The 17331-nt window shown below is 70.8% G+C and carries 15 protein-coding genes, 1 pseudogene and 1 riboswitch; of the genes and pseudogenes, 4 read left to right on the top strand and 12 right to left on the bottom strand.

All coding sequences use genetic code 11. The annotated features are described in order from the left end of the window. Nucleotides 1-63: 63 nt before the first annotated feature. Complete coding sequence (locus J7E93_RS10170) at nt 64-1326, top strand: glycosyltransferase 87 family protein (protein ID WP_215067642.1); 1263 nt, start codon at nt 64-66, stop codon at nt 1324-1326. Here J7E93_RS10170 and J7E93_RS10175 read toward each other — a convergent pair. Next, nucleotides 1290-2609, bottom strand: coding sequence for an MATE family efflux transporter (locus tag J7E93_RS10175; RefSeq protein WP_215067595.1), 1320 nt, complete (start codon nt 2607-2609; stop codon nt 1290-1292). The genes J7E93_RS10170 and J7E93_RS10175 overlap by 37 nt on opposite strands. Nucleotides 2610-2704: 95 nt before the next feature. On the opposite strand from J7E93_RS10175, the gene J7E93_RS10180 reads away from it, so the two are divergent. Continuing rightward, nucleotides 2705-3250 (top strand): PadR family transcriptional regulator, encoded by a 546-nt coding sequence (locus tag J7E93_RS10180; protein WP_215067597.1) that lies wholly within the window; start codon nt 2705-2707, stop codon nt 3248-3250. Between the two features lie 42 nt (nt 3251-3292). On the opposite strand, the gene J7E93_RS10185 is transcribed toward J7E93_RS10180, so the two are convergent. From J7E93_RS10185 to J7E93_RS10205, 5 genes are all read right to left on the bottom strand, one after another. Beyond that, nucleotides 3293-4516, bottom strand: a complete 1224-nt coding sequence (locus tag J7E93_RS10185) for a hypothetical protein (RefSeq protein ID WP_374105367.1) — start codon at nt 4514-4516, stop codon at nt 3293-3295. A gap of 39 nt (nt 4517-4555) precedes the next feature. Further along, nucleotides 4556-5572, bottom strand: coding sequence for an NlpC/P60 family protein (locus J7E93_RS10190; protein ID WP_215067599.1), 1017 nt, complete (start codon nt 5570-5572; stop codon nt 4556-4558). Between the two features lie 234 nt (nt 5573-5806). Then, nucleotides 5807-6838 (bottom strand): C40 family peptidase, encoded by a 1032-nt coding sequence (locus J7E93_RS10195; protein ID WP_215067601.1) that lies wholly within the window; start codon nt 6836-6838, stop codon nt 5807-5809. Between the two features lie 256 nt (nt 6839-7094). Continuing rightward, on the bottom strand, nt 7095-8459 hold the full coding sequence (locus tag J7E93_RS10200) for an NYN domain-containing protein (RefSeq protein WP_215067603.1): 1365 nt from the start codon (nt 8457-8459) through the stop codon (nt 7095-7097). 34 nt (nt 8460-8493) lie between these two features. Then, the gene (locus J7E93_RS10205) at nt 8494-8736 is read right to left on the bottom strand and encodes a hypothetical protein (RefSeq protein ID WP_158986593.1); all 243 of its coding nucleotides are present in this window, start codon (nt 8734-8736) and stop codon (nt 8494-8496) included. Nucleotides 8737-8892: 156 nt separating this feature from the next. Between J7E93_RS10205 and J7E93_RS10210 the strand changes: the two are divergent. Further along, nucleotides 8893-9676, top strand: a pseudogene (locus tag J7E93_RS10210) (rhomboid family intramembrane serine protease). Continuing rightward, entirely contained in the window at nt 9673-9954 is a 282-nt protein-coding gene (locus tag J7E93_RS10215; protein ID WP_215067605.1) for an Lrp/AsnC family transcriptional regulator, read from the top strand. The pseudogene J7E93_RS10210 and the gene J7E93_RS10215 overlap by 4 nt, the downstream one beginning before the upstream one ends. Before the next feature lie 70 nt (nt 9955-10024). On the opposite strand, the gene J7E93_RS10220 is transcribed toward J7E93_RS10215, so the two are convergent. The 6 genes from J7E93_RS10220 to J7E93_RS10245 form a co-directional block, all read right to left on the bottom strand. Further along, a complete protein-coding gene (locus tag J7E93_RS10220) occupies nt 10025-11428 on the bottom strand; it encodes an aminotransferase class V-fold PLP-dependent enzyme (protein WP_215067607.1) in 1404 nt (467 codons plus the stop codon). Between the two features lie 159 nt (nt 11429-11587). Next, nucleotides 11588-11704: riboswitch (SAM riboswitch) on the bottom strand. A 77-nt stretch (nt 11705-11781) separates the two neighbouring features. Continuing rightward, entirely contained in the window at nt 11782-12846 is a 1065-nt protein-coding gene (trpD, locus tag J7E93_RS10225) for an anthranilate phosphoribosyltransferase (protein WP_215067609.1), read from the bottom strand. A 142-nt stretch (nt 12847-12988) separates the two neighbouring features. Next, on the bottom strand, nt 12989-14614 hold the full coding sequence (locus J7E93_RS10230; protein WP_215067611.1) for a cytochrome bc complex cytochrome b subunit: 1626 nt from the start codon (nt 14612-14614) through the stop codon (nt 12989-12991). Then, a complete protein-coding gene (locus J7E93_RS10235) occupies nt 14611-15669 on the bottom strand; it encodes a ubiquinol-cytochrome c reductase iron-sulfur subunit (RefSeq protein WP_215067613.1) in 1059 nt (352 codons plus the stop codon). Before J7E93_RS10235 ends, J7E93_RS10230 begins: the two co-directional genes overlap by 4 nt. Continuing rightward, nucleotides 15666-16475, bottom strand: a complete 810-nt coding sequence (locus J7E93_RS10240; protein ID WP_215067615.1) for a c-type cytochrome — start codon at nt 16473-16475, stop codon at nt 15666-15668. Before J7E93_RS10240 ends, J7E93_RS10235 begins: the two co-directional genes overlap by 4 nt. Before the next feature lie 72 nt (nt 16476-16547). After that, nucleotides 16548-17168 (bottom strand): heme-copper oxidase subunit III, encoded by a 621-nt coding sequence (locus J7E93_RS10245; protein WP_015033013.1) that lies wholly within the window; start codon nt 17166-17168, stop codon nt 16548-16550. Nucleotides 17169-17331: the final 163 nt, after the last annotated feature.

Here is a 17331-nt window from a genome sequence, read left to right on the forward strand (position 1 = left end):
CCCGGCAACACCACCCTCCGCGGACGACGGGCCGACGGACCGACAGAGATGGACGAGGTAGGAATGACGGGCGTACTGGGTACGGCTGCCGAGCACGCGAGGCGAAATCCGCTCCTTCTGTGGGGCCTCACCCGGATCGTGCTCCTGCTGTGTGTCTTCAAGGTCGTCACCATCCCCGGCCCCGATGTCACGAGTGACATCGAGCAGATCTACCAGGGCTGGTTCGAGGTCCTGAAGACCGGCACGTATCCGCTGGACGACGTGACCTGGCAGTACCCGCCGGTCGCCGCGCTGGCGGTCCTCGCCCCGGCCCTGCTGCCGTTCCTCGGTTACTCCGCGGCCTTCTTCGTCCTCTCCTTCCTGTGCGACGCGCTCGTCTTCGGGCTGCTGCGGTACGCGGGCAAGCGCCCGGGGCGTTCGTCTCGCGGTGCCTGGATCTGGATCGCGGGTGTGCCGCTGCTGGGGCCGACCGCGTACGCCCGGTACGACCTGATGGTCACCGCGGTCGCCGTGGCCGCCCTGCTGGCCGGTCTGAGCCGCCCGCGCGCGCTCGGCGCCCTGGCCGGGTTCGGCGCGATGCTGAAGGTCTGGCCGGTGCTGCTGCTCGCGGGCACGGCGCGCGGGCGCGCCACCTTCCGCTCCTGGTCGACGGCGGCCGGCGCGGCCGCCGGGCTGCTCCTGCTGTGCACGATCGCGGCGCCGGGGGCACTGGCCTTCCTCGGCTTCCAGCGCGACCGGGGCACCGAGGTCGAGTCGCTGGGCGCGCTGGTCTTCCATGTGGCCCGGCACTTCGGCTGGCAGGGCGAGGTGCGGATGAACTACGGGTCGATCGAGTTCCTCGGCCCGTACGTCTCCACCGTGTCCACCGCGGCGATGGCTCTGACCCTGGCCGCCTTCGGCTGGCTGCTGCTGTGGCGGATCCGGGCCCGCGTCTTCTCGAAGACGACGCCGGCGGACGCGGCGTTCGTGGCGGTGCTGCTGTTCACCACCACGAGCCGGGTGATCAGCCCCCAGTACATGATCTGGCTGGTCGGTCTGGCCGCCGTGTGTCTCGCCTACCGGGCGAGCCCGATGCGCCGGCCGGCCCACCTCGTGGTGTGGGCGACGGCGGTGACGCAGTTCGAGTTCCCGGTGTGGTTCTCGCATGTGACGGACAGCGATCCGCTCGGCATCGCGCTGCTGCTCGTCAGGAACGGTCTGCTGGTGGCCGCTTCGATCTCCGCCTGCCGTGCCCTGTGGCAGCGGACGGTGACGGAGCCGCGGTCGGCGGCGGCCGCGGTGGTGCCGGTTCAGCCGGAGCGTGCGAGGAGTCTGCCGGTCGTCTGAGCGCCGGGCGTGCGGCGGTGCAGCAGGCCCAGGGCCGCGCACTGCCCCGCCATGGCGAGGCCCATGGCCAGGCAGATCCCGGGCAGTCCCAGGCCGGAGAAGGCGTGGGCGAGCGGGAGCTGGGCCAGGACGCCGACGACGGTGATCCTGGCGAGCCGCGGGCTGCCGCCGCTGCCCTCGAACACCCCGGCGAGGGCGATGAATCCGGCCATCAGCACCAGATAGGGCCCCAGGCAGCGCAGGTAGAGGGCTCCGGCGGCGGCCACGTCCGGGGCCGCGCCGAAGCCGCGCATGACGAGGTCGGCGGTGCACAGCAGCAGGCCGGCGGCGACCGCGCCGAGGGCTCCCCCGAGGAGCAGCGCCTGCCGGCCGACGGCCCGGCGTTCGTCGTGGCCCGCCCCGAGCAGATGGGCGGTGTGGATGGCGGCGGCCTGGCGCACGGCGTAGAACGCCATGGTCGCGACGTACATGGCCTTGGTGGCGATGCCGTAGGCGGCGACCTGGGTCACGCCGAGCCGGGCCACCACGGCGACGAGGGCGAGGGCCCCGGCCATCCGGACGACGAAGTCGACGGACATGGGCAGTCCGGTGGCCGCGGTGCGGCGCAGGGCGGTGAGCGTCCCCTCGGCGGGACGCGCGGTGCGGGCGGCCCGGAGCAGCGGATCGCGGCGCAGCGCGAGCAGTCCGGCGGCGAGGGCGACGGTACGGCCGACGACGGTGGCGAGGGCGGCGCCCTCCACCCCCCGGGCGTGGATGAGCAGCGGGTCCAGGACCAGGATCAGGCCGTTGGCGAGGAAGGCGAGGCGCATGGGGGTGCGGGTGTCGCCCGCCCCCTTGAGGACGCCGTCGACGACGGTGGTGGCGAAGAAGACGGCCGTGCCCGGGAGCGAGATCGCGAAGTAGGCGGTGGCGAGGGCGACGGCGGGGGTGTCCGCGGCGCCGAGCACGAGCCGGGCGAGGGGTTCGCGCAGCAGGTAGCCGCCGATCGCGACGGGCGGGACGAGCAGGGCGCAGAGCGCCCGGCCGCCGCGGACGGCCGCGCGTACGGCGCCGGGGTCCTCGGCGCCGCGGGCGCGGGCGACGAGGACGGTGGTTCCGGAGGCGGCCATGAGGACGATGCCGAGGAGCAGGTTCTCGACGTTGGTGGCGACGGCGACGGCGGCGACGGCGGCCCCGCCGAGGCGCCCGACCCAGATCATGTTGATGATCCCGGCGGCGACCGAGGCGAGCAGTTCGCAGTAGACCGGGTACGCGAGCCGGATCAGTGGTCGTCGGTGTGTCATGGCAGCCCCCTCGAACGAGATACCTCGATTCGAGGCACCTCGAAAAGAGGTAGCATGTCGAGCGGGTCCGGGACAAGCGAGAGAGAGGGGGCAGCGTGCTGGAGCTGACGATCCTCGGCTTTCTCCACGAAAGGCCGCTGCACGGCTACGAGTTGAAGGACCGCATCCAGGGGCTGAGCGGCCATGTCCGCCCGGTCAGCGACGGGGCGCTCTACCCGGCGATCACCCGCATGGTGAAGGCGGGCCTGCTGGAACGCCGTACCGAACCGGGGACCAGCGCGGCTCCCCGGCGGACGCTCTCGCTGACCGCCGACGGCCGCGCGGAGCTGCTCGCCCGCCTCCGCGACCCGAAGGACGCGGAGATCACCGACGGCCAGCGCTTCTTCGTCCTGCTCGCCTTCCTGGGGCTCCTCCCGGACCGCGCGGAGCAGGCGGCGGTCCTGCGCCGACGGCAGGCCTTCCTGAACACGCCGGCCAGCTTCTTCTACGAGAACGGCGCTCCGGTCCGCGCGGAGGACGAACCGGACCTCTTCCGCCGGGGCATGCTCCGGATCGCCCGGGCGACGGGCACGGCGGAGAAGCAGTGGCTGACGGAGGCCCTGCGCGAGCTGGAGAGCGACGCACCCCCGGGCCCCGCCTGAGCGTCACCCCCGGGGCGGCGGCTGCGGCTCGGCGGCGGCGGCTCAGGTCAGGCGCTCGCCGAGGTAGGCGCGCCATCGCGTGGTGAAGTCCTCCGGCGTCGTGTCGAGCACCTCGTGCAGGGCCTTCTCCACCGCGCCCGCCCGCCCCGGGTGGGCCCCCACCGCGCGGTAGAAGGCGATCAGCTTCGCCTCGCCCCAGCGCTGCGCGATCAGCTCGCAGGCCAGCCAGCCGCCCTCGTACGCCCGCGCCAGGGCGTCCGCGTCCCCGCCGAAGGCGAAGGCCTCGTCGCCGGGGAGCCCGGCCGGCAGGTCGCCCGCGCGCACCGCCCGGCGCAGTTCCGGGGCCGCCTGAGCGGCCGTGCGGCCGCTGCCCCGGTACGCGACCCAGTCGGCGAAGCCCTCGGAGAGCCAGACCGGAGTGGCCGGGGAGGTGTCGGCGCGGGTGGCCACATGGGTCGTCTCATGGGTGAGGACGACCTGCTGACCGAAGTCGCCGAGCACCCCGTAGGCCTCGGGGTTGACGATCACGCGGTCCGCGGGCGCGTCCGGCCCGCCGCGCACCTCGCCGGTCGTGACGGCGGCGATGCCCCGGTACGAGGCCGCGGGCGCCCCCAGCAGTCCGCCCATGGCGTCCAGCGACGCGGGCACCAGCACCACCACCCGGCCCGTCCACTTCTCCGGCCAGGCGGCCGAGACCGCGGGCACCGCCCGGTCGGCCGCCGCCGCGATCCCCTTGAGCCGCTCCGGCGACTGCCCGACGCCGAGGACGAGGCTGCGCTCCCCCCGTACCGCTTCCACGTCGCCCTGCTGCCACAGCTGCTGTGCGGCGCCCTCGGCGGGCCGGTCGGCGGTCACGTACCACCGGCCGTCCCGCTCGGTCAGCTCCAGGACGCGCTCCGTCGTGACGGGAGCGGAGTCGTAGCCGCGGATCTCGTAGCTCAGCTCCGCGCGGGCCGTGGCCCGGCCCTCGCCGGACCGGTCGACGTCCTTCAGCCGGTAGCCCCACGCACCGAGCGGCACCTCGGCCAGATGCTCGAACTCCCGCAGCGCGGCCGGGGCGAGCGCGGGGTCGAGGTCGACCGCGTACGCCGCCGGGTCCCGGGCCAGGACCGCCCTCGCGTGCCGGTCGAGCAGCGTCTGGATCTGCCGAGGAGCCGGATCCGAGGGCTCGGGGGACGCGCATCCGACGAGGAGCAGCAGGCCGGTGAGCAGGCAGACCGCCGCCCTGGGGAGCATCCCCGCCGCTTCCCGCCCCTGACCCGCCACGCTCCGATCGTACGGGCAGGTGTGCGGGCGGCCCTACGGTCAGACCCGCGTCACCGTCACGTGGGACATCATCCCGACCGGGTCGTAGCGCACCCGCGCCCCGGGGTAGGGGGCGTGGATCACCTGCCCGTTGCCCGCGTAGATCCCGACATGGCTGGCGTCGCTGCGGTACGTCACGAGATCACCGGGCTGCGCCTGGGAGAGCGGCACCCGGCGTCCCGCGTACCGCTGCGCCGAGGAGGTCCGCGGCAGGCTGACCCCGGCCTGCCGGTACGACCAGACCATCAGGCCCGAGCAGTCGAAGGCGGAGGGGCCCGTCGCGCCCCAGACGTAGGGCCGGCCGACCGCGCTGCGGGCCGCGATCACCGCGGCGGCCGCCCGGGAGGAGGCCGGGCCGAGGTCGGCGAGCGGCGGCAGGGCCTCGTCGCGGCCCGACCGGGAGGCCCGGGCGTCCCGGTCGAAGCCCGCCCGCTCCTCCTCGGTCAGGGACTGCAGCAGCCGGCGGGCCTCGGCGAGCTTCCGCTCGACCGTCCGCTTGTGCCGGGCGACCTGCGTGCGGCTGCGCTCCAGTTCGGCGAGGAGTTCGCCGGCCTCGCTCCGCTCCTGGCTCAACCGCCGCTGCTCCTGCCGGAGTCGGCTCAGCTCCACGCCCTGCCGGGTGGCGACCCGGTCGAGGACCGAGGCCCGGTCGAGGTAGGAGTCGGGGTCGGAGGAGAGCAGCAGGGCGAGGGCCGGGTCGATGCCCCCGGAGCGGTACTGGGCCCCGGCCACCGAACCGAGCGCGCCCCTCATGCGGTTGATGCGCTCCTGGCCGCGCGCCACGCTGTCCTGCGCCTGGGAAACCGACCTGCGCAGTACGTCCGCCCGCTCGTCGGCCTTGTTGTAGCCCTCGGTGGCCCGTTCGGCCTCCTCGAAGAGCCGGTCGACCGTGGCCCGGGTGACGGCGGGCGTGCCGGCCGGGTCGGCGCTCGCGGGGACGGCACCGAAGGCCGTGGCCGCGGTGGCCGCGGCGGCGGTCAGGACGGTGACCCTCGCGGGTCGACGGTGGGACGCCACGTATCGCGCTCCGTTCAGCTCTGCTCGGCTCTCCGCGGACTGGCTCGGCGGACAGCGGCAGACAGTAGCCGGTGATCACCCGCCGACCAACGAGGGCGCCGGGCACACAAAGTGACGCCCCGCCGGAGACCACAGGTCACCGGCGGGGCGTCACGTCAGCGAAGGATGCGACAAACCACCCGATTGGGCGTCAGACCGCGGGGGGCGTCCGAGGCTCCCCGGGCGTCGGAGGCGTCAGATGCGCACACCGAACTGGAAGGTGCCCATGTAGCTCATGGACTCGTAGCGGACCGAGGCGCCCGGCTTGGGGGCGTGCAGGATCGTGCCGTTGCCCGCGTACAGACCCACGTGGGACAGGCCGTTGAAGAAGACCAGGTCGCCCGGCTTGAGCTGGCTGCGGCCGATCTTCACGCCGTCGTTCTGCTGGGTGTACGTGGTGCGCGAGATGCCGACGCCGGCCTGGCGGTAGGCCCACTGCGTGAGGCCGGAGCAGTCGTAGGAGTTGGGGCCCTCGGCGCCGGAGACGTACGGCTTGCCGATCTGGGTGGCGGCGGCGCTGAGGGCGGCGCCGCCACGCTGCGAGGCCGGGACCTCGTTGCCGAGGTCGAAGCGTTCGCCCGCGGCCCGGCTGGCGCGCTGCGCCTCTTCCTGCTGCATCTTGGCGCGCTCGGCGGCGGTGAGGGTGTTGAGCAGCTTCTGCGCCTCGGCGAGCTTGCCCTGGAACTTCTTCTTCTTCTCGCCGAGGGTCCTGCGGACGTCCTCGAGGTCGGCGAGCTTCGTCGTCGCCTCGGCGCGCTGCTGGGCGAGGGTGCGCTGCTTGGACTGGATCGACTGGAGCACGTCGGCCTGCTTGGCGCCGAGCTGGTCGATCGCGGACGCCTTGTCGAGGTAGGTGTCCGGGTCGGAGGAGAGGAAGAGCTGGATCGCCGGGTCGATGCCACCGGAGCGGTACTGCGCGCTGGCGACCGAACCGATGTTGTCCCGCAGGGTGTTGAGCTCCTGCTGACCGCGGGCGACCTTGTCCTGAAGGGCGCCGATCTCCTTCTGCAGCTTGCCGCGCCGCTCCTCGGCCAGGTTGTACTGCTCCGTGGCCTCCTCGGCCTCGTGGTGCAGCTTGTCGACCTTCGACTTCACGTCGTCGATCTTCGGCTTCGGAGCCGCCTGGGCACCGGTCTGGGCGGAGAGCGCGACGGCGGCTGCGGCGGTCGCGGTGAGCACGGTCACGCGGGTGCGGCTCGGCTGCTTGGGACGACGGTGGGACGCCACGAAGGCGAGCTCCTTCTTCCTCGAGCCGCCCAACCAGGCTACGGCAGGCGGTACCTCCGCTGTCATCCCGGATGGATGATCAACCGCGCGAAGGTTCGAGGCCTGACCCTAGTGACCAAGTTGTGATCAGTTCAAATCCTCACGGGCAAAATCTCGCTCACCCGCCACTTTATTTCCAAGCACCACACAGGCAGTGATGGGCACTTGACCGTGCGCCCTCCAGAATTCGGGCATTACGCCCAGGAGTTGCCAGGTGTCACGAGACGCGCGAAAGCCGCTTCAGCAACAAGGCGGACGCAACCGGGCGCGCACCGGCCTTGGCCACACCGTCGGCGACCTCACGGTCGGTGGAGACGACCACGACCGGCCGGCCCGGAGGCTCCGCGCGCACCAGTTGACGGATCAACTCGTCGGCGGTGACACCCGGCTTGGAGAACAGCACCCGCACCCCGCGCGGCGGCGCGAGGAGCACCGGCGCCGCCAGCTCCGCCCCGTCGAAGACGCAGGTGACCTCGGCGCCCGAGCGGGCCGCGAGCGCGGAGAGCCCGCCGAGCAGCCGCAGCCGCTGCTTCTCCAGCGGCATGGTCGGGTAGCCGGTCTTGGTGACGTTGTAGCCGTCCACGACGAGATGGGCCTGCGGCAGCGCGAGGAGCTGGTCGAGCAGGGCCGGGTCCGTCTCGGACAGCGCGCGGGCCGCGATGTCCTTCGGCGACATCCGGCCCGGCTGCACCGCGTCGACGGTGTCGGCGGGATGGATGGAGGCGGGCGGCAGGGCGAGTTCGCGCCGCAGGCCCTGCGCGGCGTCCAGGACGGTGTCGAGCAGCAGCCGCAACCGCATGTCCTCCACCGAGCGCCCCTCGCGGGCGGCCCGGCGGCTGGCCTCCAGGGCGGCCTCGACCTCGCCGAGCCGGGACTTGAGCCGCCGACTCTCGCTCTCGGCGGCCGAGACCTGGGCGGCACTCTCCGCCCGCACGGTGTCGATCTCGGCCTGGGCGCGACGCAGGGCCGCCTCGCCGCGCTTCACATCGCTCAGAGCGCTGCGCAGCTTGCGATGAAGCGATTCCGCTTCCTTGCGGGCCGCCTCCAGATCGGTGCGCAGCTGCTCGGTCTCCGCGCGGCCGCGCTCCTTGGCGGCGGCGACCTCTTCACGCAGCCGCTCCAGCTCGCGCCGGCCGGCCTCGTCGGCCCGCTCGGCGTCCGCCCGCTGGGCCTCCTCGCCCGCGGCGGCGACCAGCTTGACCCAGCCGGTCGGGCGCAGGACGTAGGCGGCCGCGGCGACGTCGACGGGGTCGGCGGCGGCGGGCGGAGCGCCGGACTCGACGGCCCCCGCCAGCTCGGGCTGGGCCTCCTTGAACCGCTCGCCGATCCGCTGCCGGAAGAGCGGTTCGCTCTCCAGGGCAGCGGCCATGGCGTTGCCCGCGAACTTGGCCCGCCGGCTCGCGGTGAACCGGGCGTACTGCCGCAGGGGTGCCGGAAGCTCGGCGACGGTCAGTCCGCCGAAGGCGTCCGAGACCAGCGCGACGACCCTCCGCCGTACACCTTCCGGCAGCGGGCGGTCGAGCGTCTCGGCAGCGTCACCTGCCGCGCCGGCCGGCTCGCCACCGTGCGCGGGCTGCTCCACGATCCGTCACCCCATCGTCAATGGCGCCGCTCCGTCAGGATGCGGTGCCCGGCCTGTCCACGAGCTCGATCTGATCCACGGCGTTGCACCAGCGGCAGCGGACCGACTCGATGGTCTCACTGACCACCTCGCGCTCCTCGACCTTCGGGTCGCCCGCGAGGTCCAGATGGACGTACTCGACGACCTTGGAGGAGCGGGTCACGTCGAACCGGGTCAGATTGCCGCAGAGCGTGCAGCGCCAGCGGGTCTCGGCGGTCGGCAGGGGAACCGTCGTCATCGTGCCGTCCTCTTTCATGTGCGTGAAGCGGATGCGGGTGCCGCGGTGCGCCGTCGAACTGCGGAAGTACTGCCCGTAACCCTACGGCCTCGCGGGTACCCCATGTCGCGGCGAGGCACTCTGTCCAGGTAGGCACCGTTACGCCATGATCTGTTCATGATCGACTGGCGGGAGACGGCCCTGGGCGCATGGCGCGGCGTGCGGAGCGGGCCCACGGTGACCTACGGCCTGATCGCCGTGTGCTGCGTCGTGTTCCTGATCGGCCCGGTGTCGGGTCTCCACCCGGTCCACGGCACCGGAGAGGCGGCCCTCGCGGCGCAGAGCGACTACTTCCACCGCTGGGGGGTCGTACCGGCCGAGCTGCTGAGCGGTGAGACCCGCGCCCTGCTCACGCCGCTGACCGCGCTCTTCGTCCACGGCAGCTGGCTGCATCTGCTCGGCAACATGCTGTTCCTCCACGTCTTCGGCGCGATGGCCGAGGAGCGGATGGGCGCGGTCGGATACGCCTTCTTCTATCTCGGCTGCGGCTACCTGGCGCTCCTGGGCTACGCGGCGGTCCACGCGAGCAGCGAGCAGACGCTCGTGGGGGCCTCGGGTGCGATCTCGGCGCTCCTCGGCGCGTTCCTCTACCTCTTCCCCCGCTCCCGGGTCACCAGCCTGTTCCCGTTCCTCTTCTTCCTGCCGCTGCGCTTCCCCGCCTGGATCGTGCTCGTCTTCTGGTTCGTGCTGCAGTGGCTGGCGGCGCGGACGGCCGGGCCGGGCCCGGGGGTCGCCTACCTGGCGCACGTGGTCGGCTTCACCGTCGGCTTCCTCTACGCCTGGGGGCGCTACAGAGGGAAGGGGCTGAGCGCAGCCCTTCCTTGGAAGGGTGGTGGCGGGAGACGGGCGGGCTAGAGTGAAGGCCCAAGCCGCGGCGACCGAGGGAGAAAGCCAGCCGTGATCACCGCGATCGTGCTCATCAAGACCAGCGTGGACCGCATCCCCGAGATCGCGGAGTCGATCGCCTCGCTCGACAGCGTCAGCGAGGTCTTCTCGGTGACCGGTACGTACGACCTGATCGCCATGGTCCGGGTGCCGCAGCACGACGACCTGGCCGACGTGATCCCCGGCCGGATCAGCAAGATCCCCGGCGTCGAGGCGACGGACACGCACGTCGCCTTCCGTACGTACTCCCAGCACGACCTGGAAGCCGCCTTCGCCATCGGCCTGGAGTCCTAGGCGCTGTCCGCGGCGGCATGACGAAGGGGGCCTCCTGAGGGAGGTCCCCTTCACCCGTACGAGTGGGTGCTCAGCCGCGGTCCGGGACGCAGCGGCCGTCCTCGGTGCGGTACTTCCACTGCGCGCCGTCCCGGACCAGCTCCTTCACGGCCCGTACGAAACGCTCCACGTGCTCGTCCGGCGTACCGGCGCCGAAGCTGACCCGGATGGCGTTGAGCGAGCGAAGCGAGATGGGGGTCCCCCCGGCCGAAGGCTGGGGGATCTCGCCCGGCTCCGCCTCCGGGGCGCCGCACTCGCCGATCTGCTGCGGGTCGCTGCCCAGCAGGGTGCGGACCAGCGGGTGGGCGCAGAAGAGACCGTCCCGGACACCGATGCCGTACTCGGCGGAGAGCGCCGCGGCGAAGTGGGAACTGTTCCAGCCCTCCACGACGAACGAGATGACGCCGACGCGCGGGGCCTGATCGCCGAAGAGCGAGAGCACCTTGACCTCGGGAACCTCGGCGAGGCCCTCCCGGACCGTCGCGATCAGCCGCTGCTCGCGCTCGACGAGGGTGTCGAAGCCGGCCTCGGTGAGCGCCTTGCAGGCGGAGGCGATGGAGTAGACGCCGATGACGTTCGGGGAGCCGGCCTCGTGGCGGGCGGCGGTGGTGTGCCATTCCACGTCGACTCCCCCGTCGGTCCGCCGGGCGACCTTCTTCGACGCGCCGCCGCCCGCGAGGTACGGCTCGGCGCCCTGGAGCCAGTCGGCGCGGCCGGCGAGCACGCCGGAACCGAACGGGGCGTAGAGCTTGTGCCCGGAGAAGGCGACCCAGTCCACGTCCAACTCCCTGACGGAGACGGGGTGGTGGGGGGCGAGCTGGGCGGCGTCGAGGACGATCCGGGCGCCGTGGGCGTGCGCGGCGGCGGCGAGTTCCTTCACCGGCCACAGCTCACCGGTGACGTTGGACGCGCCGGTGACGCAGACCAGCGCCGGTCCGTAGGGGTCGCGGTCGGCCAGCGCCCGCTCCAGGGTCGCGACGGCCTGGGCGGGGGTGCGCGGCGCGTTGAGGTAGGTGACGCGGGCGTCCCTCCACGGCAGCAGCGAGGCGTGGTGCTCGGTCTCGAAGACGAAGACCTGGCAGTTGGCGGGGAGCGCGGCGGCGAGCAGGTTGAGCGAGTCGGTGGTGGAGCGGGTGAAGACGACCTGGTCGCCGGGGCGGCAGTCGAGGAACTCGGCGACGGTGACGCGGCTGTTCTCGAAGAGGTCGGTGGAGAGCTGGGAGAGGTAGCCGGCTCCGCGGTGGACGCTGCCGTAGTACGGCGCGTACGCGGCGACGTCGTCCCACACCCGCTGCAGAGCCGGCGCGCTGGCGGCGTAGTCGAGCGCGGCGTAGCTGACCTCGCCCCCGGTGACGAGCGGAACGGTGACGTCCCGCCCGAGAACGGGCAGAGGGGCACAAACCGACTGGTCGGCGGCAGCGGTGGAGACAGACATGGCGAACTCCCGTACGAGGCAGGCGAAATCCCGCGCCGGCGGATACGCGGCAGCGCTGGAGAAGAAAAGAGGGGTGTGCGGAGAAGGGGCGAGAAGGCCCTATCGCATTCGCTTGCTCACAAGAGGCTCCCTGAGGACCAGGACCCCAAGGTTTCGAGGGGTCCGCGCTTGCCGTGGACCTTGCTGTCCACGGCCTGGTCTTCACCCGGGGCACCCCGCCACGGACGGAGGGTTGCCGGACAGCAAGCCGGGGCTTCGTAGCTGTCACTCATGACCTGGTACAGAACGTATGTCAGCTGATCGTCTCCGCGCAACCCCGTTCCGTATTCCGGAACGGGGCCACGCGGACACCTCTACGCGTTGCTGGCGGCGATCCAGCGCTCCAGGGCCTGGCGTGCGGCGCCCGAGTCGATCGACTCCGCCGCCTTGGCGATGCCGGCGCGCAGTTGCTCCGCCAGGGTGCCCTCCCCCGGCTCGAGCGCCGTGAGCGCCGCCGCTGAGTTGAGCAGTACCGCGTCCCGTACGGGGCCGGTCTCGCCCGCGAGCAGCCTGCGGGCCACGTCGGCGTTGTACGAGGCGTCGGCGCCGCGCAGCGCCTCCACCGGGACGATGTCGATGCCGACATCCCGTGGGTCGAAGGTCTCCTCCCGCACCGCCCCGTCCCGCACCACCCAAACCCGCGAGGTGGCCGTGGTCGTCAGCTCGTCCAGGCCGTCGTCGCCGCGGAAGACGAGCGCGGAGGAGCCGCGCTCGGCGAGCACCCCGGCCATGATGGGGGCCATCCGGGCGTCGGCGACGCCGGTCGCCTGGGCCCTGACCCGGGCCGGGTTGGTGAGCGGACCCAGGAAGTTGAAGACGGTCCGGATCCCCAACTGGCCGCGGGCGGCTGCCACATGACGCAGCGCCGGGTGGAACTTCACCGCGAAGCAGAAGGTGATCCCGGCCTCCTCGGCGACCTCGGCCACCCGCCGCGGGGTCAGCTCCAGGTTGACGCCGAGCTTCTCCAGGACGTCGGAGGCGCCGCTCGCGCTCGACGCGGCCCGGTTGCCGTGCTTGACGACCTTGGCGCCGGTGCCGGCCACCACGATCGCCGACATCGTGGAGATGTTGACGGTCTTGGCTCCGTCGCCGCCCGTGCCCACGATGTCCACGGACGGGCCGGGGACCTCGATGAGGTTGGCGTGCGCGTACATCGTCCGGACGAGTCCGGTGATCTCCTCGACGGTCTCGCCCTTGGCGCGCAGCGCGACCGCGAAGCCGGCGATCTGGGCGTCGGTGGCCTCGCCGCGCAGGATCCGGTCCATCGCCCAGGCGGTGTCCTCGGCGCTCTGGTCGCGGCCGGTCAGCAGTCCGTCCAGGACGGCGGGCCAGGAGCGGCCCGCCGTGGTAGGTCCTCCAGCGGGGGTCACAGCGCTCATGGCAGCTCCTGGTCATTGCCGTAACGAGACGAATACAGGCCCACCCTATCGATCCACGGGGACGGCAAAGAGCCCCGTCCATCGAATGGACGGGGCTCCCGCTGTGGCGACCTCGACGCGACCGTCAGGTCGGTTCAGGTGATCAGTGGTGGCCGTGGCCGCTGGTGATCTCCTTGTACTCCTCGGCGGTGGGCTTGGCGATCTGGCTTTCCTCGCCGTAGTAGCTCCGGTTGAGCTTGACCCGGAGCTTCTCCATGCGGCCGATCTTCCGCTCGACGCCGTTCTCGTCGACCAGCGGACCGAGCTCGGCCGGCTTGTTCTGCTCATGCGCCGTGAGCTTGTAGAGCTGGCCCTGGCTGAGCGGCTGGTGGACCTCGACGAACTCACCGTGCGGCAGGCGCTTGATGACGCCGGACTCGCGACCGTGCAGCACCTTGTCCTTGTCCCGGCGCTGGAGGCCGAGGCAGATCCGCTTGGTGACGATGAACGCGATGACCGGGCCGAGGAAGAAGAAGATCCGTACGAACCAGGTGATCGAGTTGATCGACAGGTGGAAGTGCGTGGCCCAGATGTCGTTGCCACCACCCACGAGCATGATCATGTACGCGGTGACCCAGGCGACACCGAAGCCGGTGCGCGTCGGAGCGTTGCGCGGGCGCTGCGCGATGTGGTGCTCGCGCTTGTCGCCGGTGATCCACGACTCGATGAAGGGGTAGACCGCGATCGCGGCCAGCATCACCGGGAAGATCACCAGCGGGATCATCACGCCCAGGACCAGGGTGTGGCCCCAGAGGTTGATCTCCCAGCCCGGCATGACACGGATCAGACCCTCGGCGAAGCCCATGTACCAGTCGGGCTGGGCGCCGGTGGACACCTGGTCCGGACGGTACGGGCCAAGCGCCCAGATCGGGTTGATCGAGGCGATCGCCGAGATGACCGCGATGACACCGAAGACCAGGAAGAAGAAGCCTCCGGCCTTGGCCATGTAGACCGGCAGCAGCGGCATGCCCACGACGTTGTTGTTCGTACGGCCGGGGCCCTCGAACTGCGTGTGCTTGTGGTAGAAGACCAGGATCAGGTGCGCCACCACGAGGCCGAGCATGATGCCGGGCAGCAGCAGCACGTGCGCCGAGTAGAACCGGGCCACGAAGTCGCCGCCGGGGAACTCCCCGCCGAACAGGAACATCGACAGGTACGTGCCGATGACGGGCACGGACAGGATCGCGCCCTGCATGAAGCGGACACCGGTGCCGGAGAGCAGGTCGTCCGGGAGCGAGTAACCGGTGAAGCCGGTGAACATGCCCAGGAAGAACAGCAGGAAGCCGAACAGCCAGTTGATCTCACGCGGCTTGCGGAACGCACCCGTGAAGAACACGCGCATCATGTGCACGAACATGCCGGCGATGAAGACCACCGCGGCCCAGTGGTGGATCTGCCGGATGAGCAGACCACCGCGCACATCGAAGGAGATGTGCATGGTCGAGTTGAACGCCTCGGACATCAGCTGACCCTGCAGCGGGACGTAGCTGCCGTGGTACTCCACCTCGTTCATCGACGGGTGGAAGAACATCGTCAGGTACACACCCGTGAGGATGATGATGATGAAGCTGTAGAGGCAGATCTCACCGAGCATGAAGGACCAGTGGTCCGGGAAGATCTTGCGCATGTTGGCCTTGGCCAGGGAGTAGATCCCGAGGCGGCCGTCGGCCCAGTCGGCGACCCGCTCACCGGCGGGTGCCTTCTTCTTGGTATCGGTCACAGTGCTCATCCGCGCTCCCAGAAGGCAGGGCCGACGGGCTCGTCGAAGTCGCCGAGCGCCTCGAGGAAGCCCTTGTCGTTCACGCCGATCCGCAGCTGCGGGAGGGCGTGACCCGCCGGGCCGAAGATGACGCGGGCGCCGTCGGACAGGTCGAAGGTGGACTGGTGGCACGGGCAGAGCACGTGGTGCGTCTGCTGCTCGTACAGCGAGATCGGGCAACCCACGTGGGTGCAGATCTTCGAGAAGGCGACGATGCCCTCGTGCGACCACTCGAGCTCGCGCTTGTCCTTGATGTCGTCCGGCTGAATGCGGACGATCATCAGGGCGGCCTTGGCGATCTCGGTCTGGAAGTGGTGGTCGTGCTCCGAGAGGCCCTCGGGCATCGCGAAGGTCAGCGAACCGACCGCGACGTCCTCGGGACGCAGCGGCTCGTGCGTGTTCATGTTGATCAGCTGCAGCCCCTTGGCCCACATGGTGGTCCGGAGCTTCTTCTCGGGCAGCGGACCCATGTCGCGCAGCAGCATCAGGCCGGAGAGCGGTACGAGCGACAGCGCGCCGAACATCGTGTTGCGGATCAGCTTGCGCCGGCCCATGCCGGACTCGGCGGCACCGGCCGCGAAGTCCGACATCACCTTCGCCCTGGTCTCCGGGGAGGCCTGGATCGGGTGACGCTCGTCCGCGATCTCGACGTCGGACATCAGGGTGCGGGCCCAGTGGACCGCGCCCGCGCCGATGAAGAACAGCGCGCAACCGAGGGTCAGACCCAGCGCGAAGTTGAGCGCGCTCACCCGGCCGACCGGCCAGATGTACACGATCTTGTCGACCGGGAAGATCACGTACGAGGCGATGAAGCCGACAGTGGCCAGCATCGACAGCGTGAACATGAAGGCGACCGCACGCTCGGACCGCCGGGCGGCCCGCTCGTCGATGTCCTGGATGCGCGGCTTGTGGGGCGGAAGGCCCGGGTCGGCGAACGGGTCGTCCGCGACCGCGACCTTCACCGCGCCGTGCGCGGTGTCCTGCACGGAGGGCAGGTTCTCTTCTGGAATCTCTTGGCTACTCATGACTTCTTGGCCTTAGCGGTGTGGGCCGCGACCCAGATGGCAACTGCGATCAGGCCGCCCAGACCGAAGATCCATCCGAACAGACCCTCACTGACGGGGCCGAGGCCACCGAGCTTGAGCCCGCCGGGGTTGTTGGTCTTGTCGCTGTTGACGGCCTGGACGTACGCGATGATGTCCTTCTTCTCCTTCTCCGGCATGGTCGTGTCGGGGAAGGAGGGCATGTTCTGCGGGCCGGTCTGCATGGCCTCGTACAGGTGCTTCGGGCTCACGCCTTCGAGGCTCGGGGCGTACTTGCCGTGCGTCAGCGCGCCGCCCTCACCGGTGAAGTTGTGGCACTGGGCGCAGTTGGAACGGAACAGGTCGCCACCACGGGCGATGTCGGCACCGTCGGGGCTGTACTGGGCCGCCTTCGGCGTGATCGGGCCGGCACCGAGGGAGGCGACGTACGCCGCGAGCTGATCGATGTCAGCCTGCGAGTAGATGACCTTCTTCTTCGGTACCTGGGCGCCCGGCTGCTGGGCCGGCATGCGGCCCGTGCCGACCTGGAAGTCCACGGCGGCCGAGCCGACGCCGACCAGGGACGGGCCGTCAGAGGTGCCCTGACCGCCGGTTCCGTGGCAGCTGGCGCAGCCGACGGAGTAGAGCTTCTTGCCCTCCTCGATGGCGAGGGACTGGGCGGTTTCATCGGCCTTCGCCGTGCCCGCGGGCGCGAACGCGGCGTACAGCCCCCCAGTGGCCGCCAGCGCGAGAAGGAGGACGACGAGCGCCGCCAGCGGATGGCGTCGTCGTGCGGAGAGCTTTTTCACGGATTACCCCGGTGTCAGGATCTTCTGCGTCGATCTTGCTGGATGTCTCAGTTCGCCAGGATGGCGCCCCGATTACTTGATCATGTAGATCGTGGCGAAGAGGCCGATCCAGACGACATCGACGAAGTGCCAGTAGTAGGACACGACGATGGCGGCGGTTGCCTGCTCGTGAGTGAATCTCTTGGCGGCGTACGTCCGGCCCAGGACCAGCAGGAAGGCGATGAGACCGCCCGTCACGTGCAGGCCGTGGAAGCCGGTGGTCAGGTAGAACACGGAGCCGTACGGGTCCGACGAGAGCGAGAGACCCTCGTGCTTGACCAGCTCGGTGTACTCGAAGACCTGGCCGCCGATGAAGATCGCACCCATCACGAACGTGATGATGAACCATGTCCGGAGCTTCTTCACATCGCCCCGCTCGGCGGCGAAGACGCCGAGCTGGCAGGTGAGGGAGGAGAGCACCAGGATCGTGGTGTTGGTCGCCGAGAACGGGAAGTTCAAGGCCGAGGCCTTTTCCGCCCAGAACTCGGCACCCGTCACCGATCGCAGGGTGAAGTACATCGCGAAGAGGGCCGCGAAGAACATCAGCTCGGAACTCAACCAGATGATGGTTCCGACGCTGGTGAGGTTCGGCCGATTGACCGACGGGTGCGCGTGCCCGGTTTCTACTGTCGTTACTGTCGCCACGACCGACATTATGTCGGTCGCTTATCCCGCCCTCACTCCGGGGGGTGCCGTTCGGAGTGTCAGGGGCGTGTGTCCAGCCCGAACGGCCCATCGAAGCGGTCTTCCAAGCGGTGTCGAACCGGTGTTGACTGGGTGGGGGGAGGAGTAGCATCCGCGCATCGGTTGATGACCT

The sequence above is a fragment of the Streptomyces sp. ISL-36 genome (assembly GCF_018614205.1).
Lineage (GTDB): Bacteria > Actinomycetota > Actinomycetes > Streptomycetales > Streptomycetaceae > Streptomyces.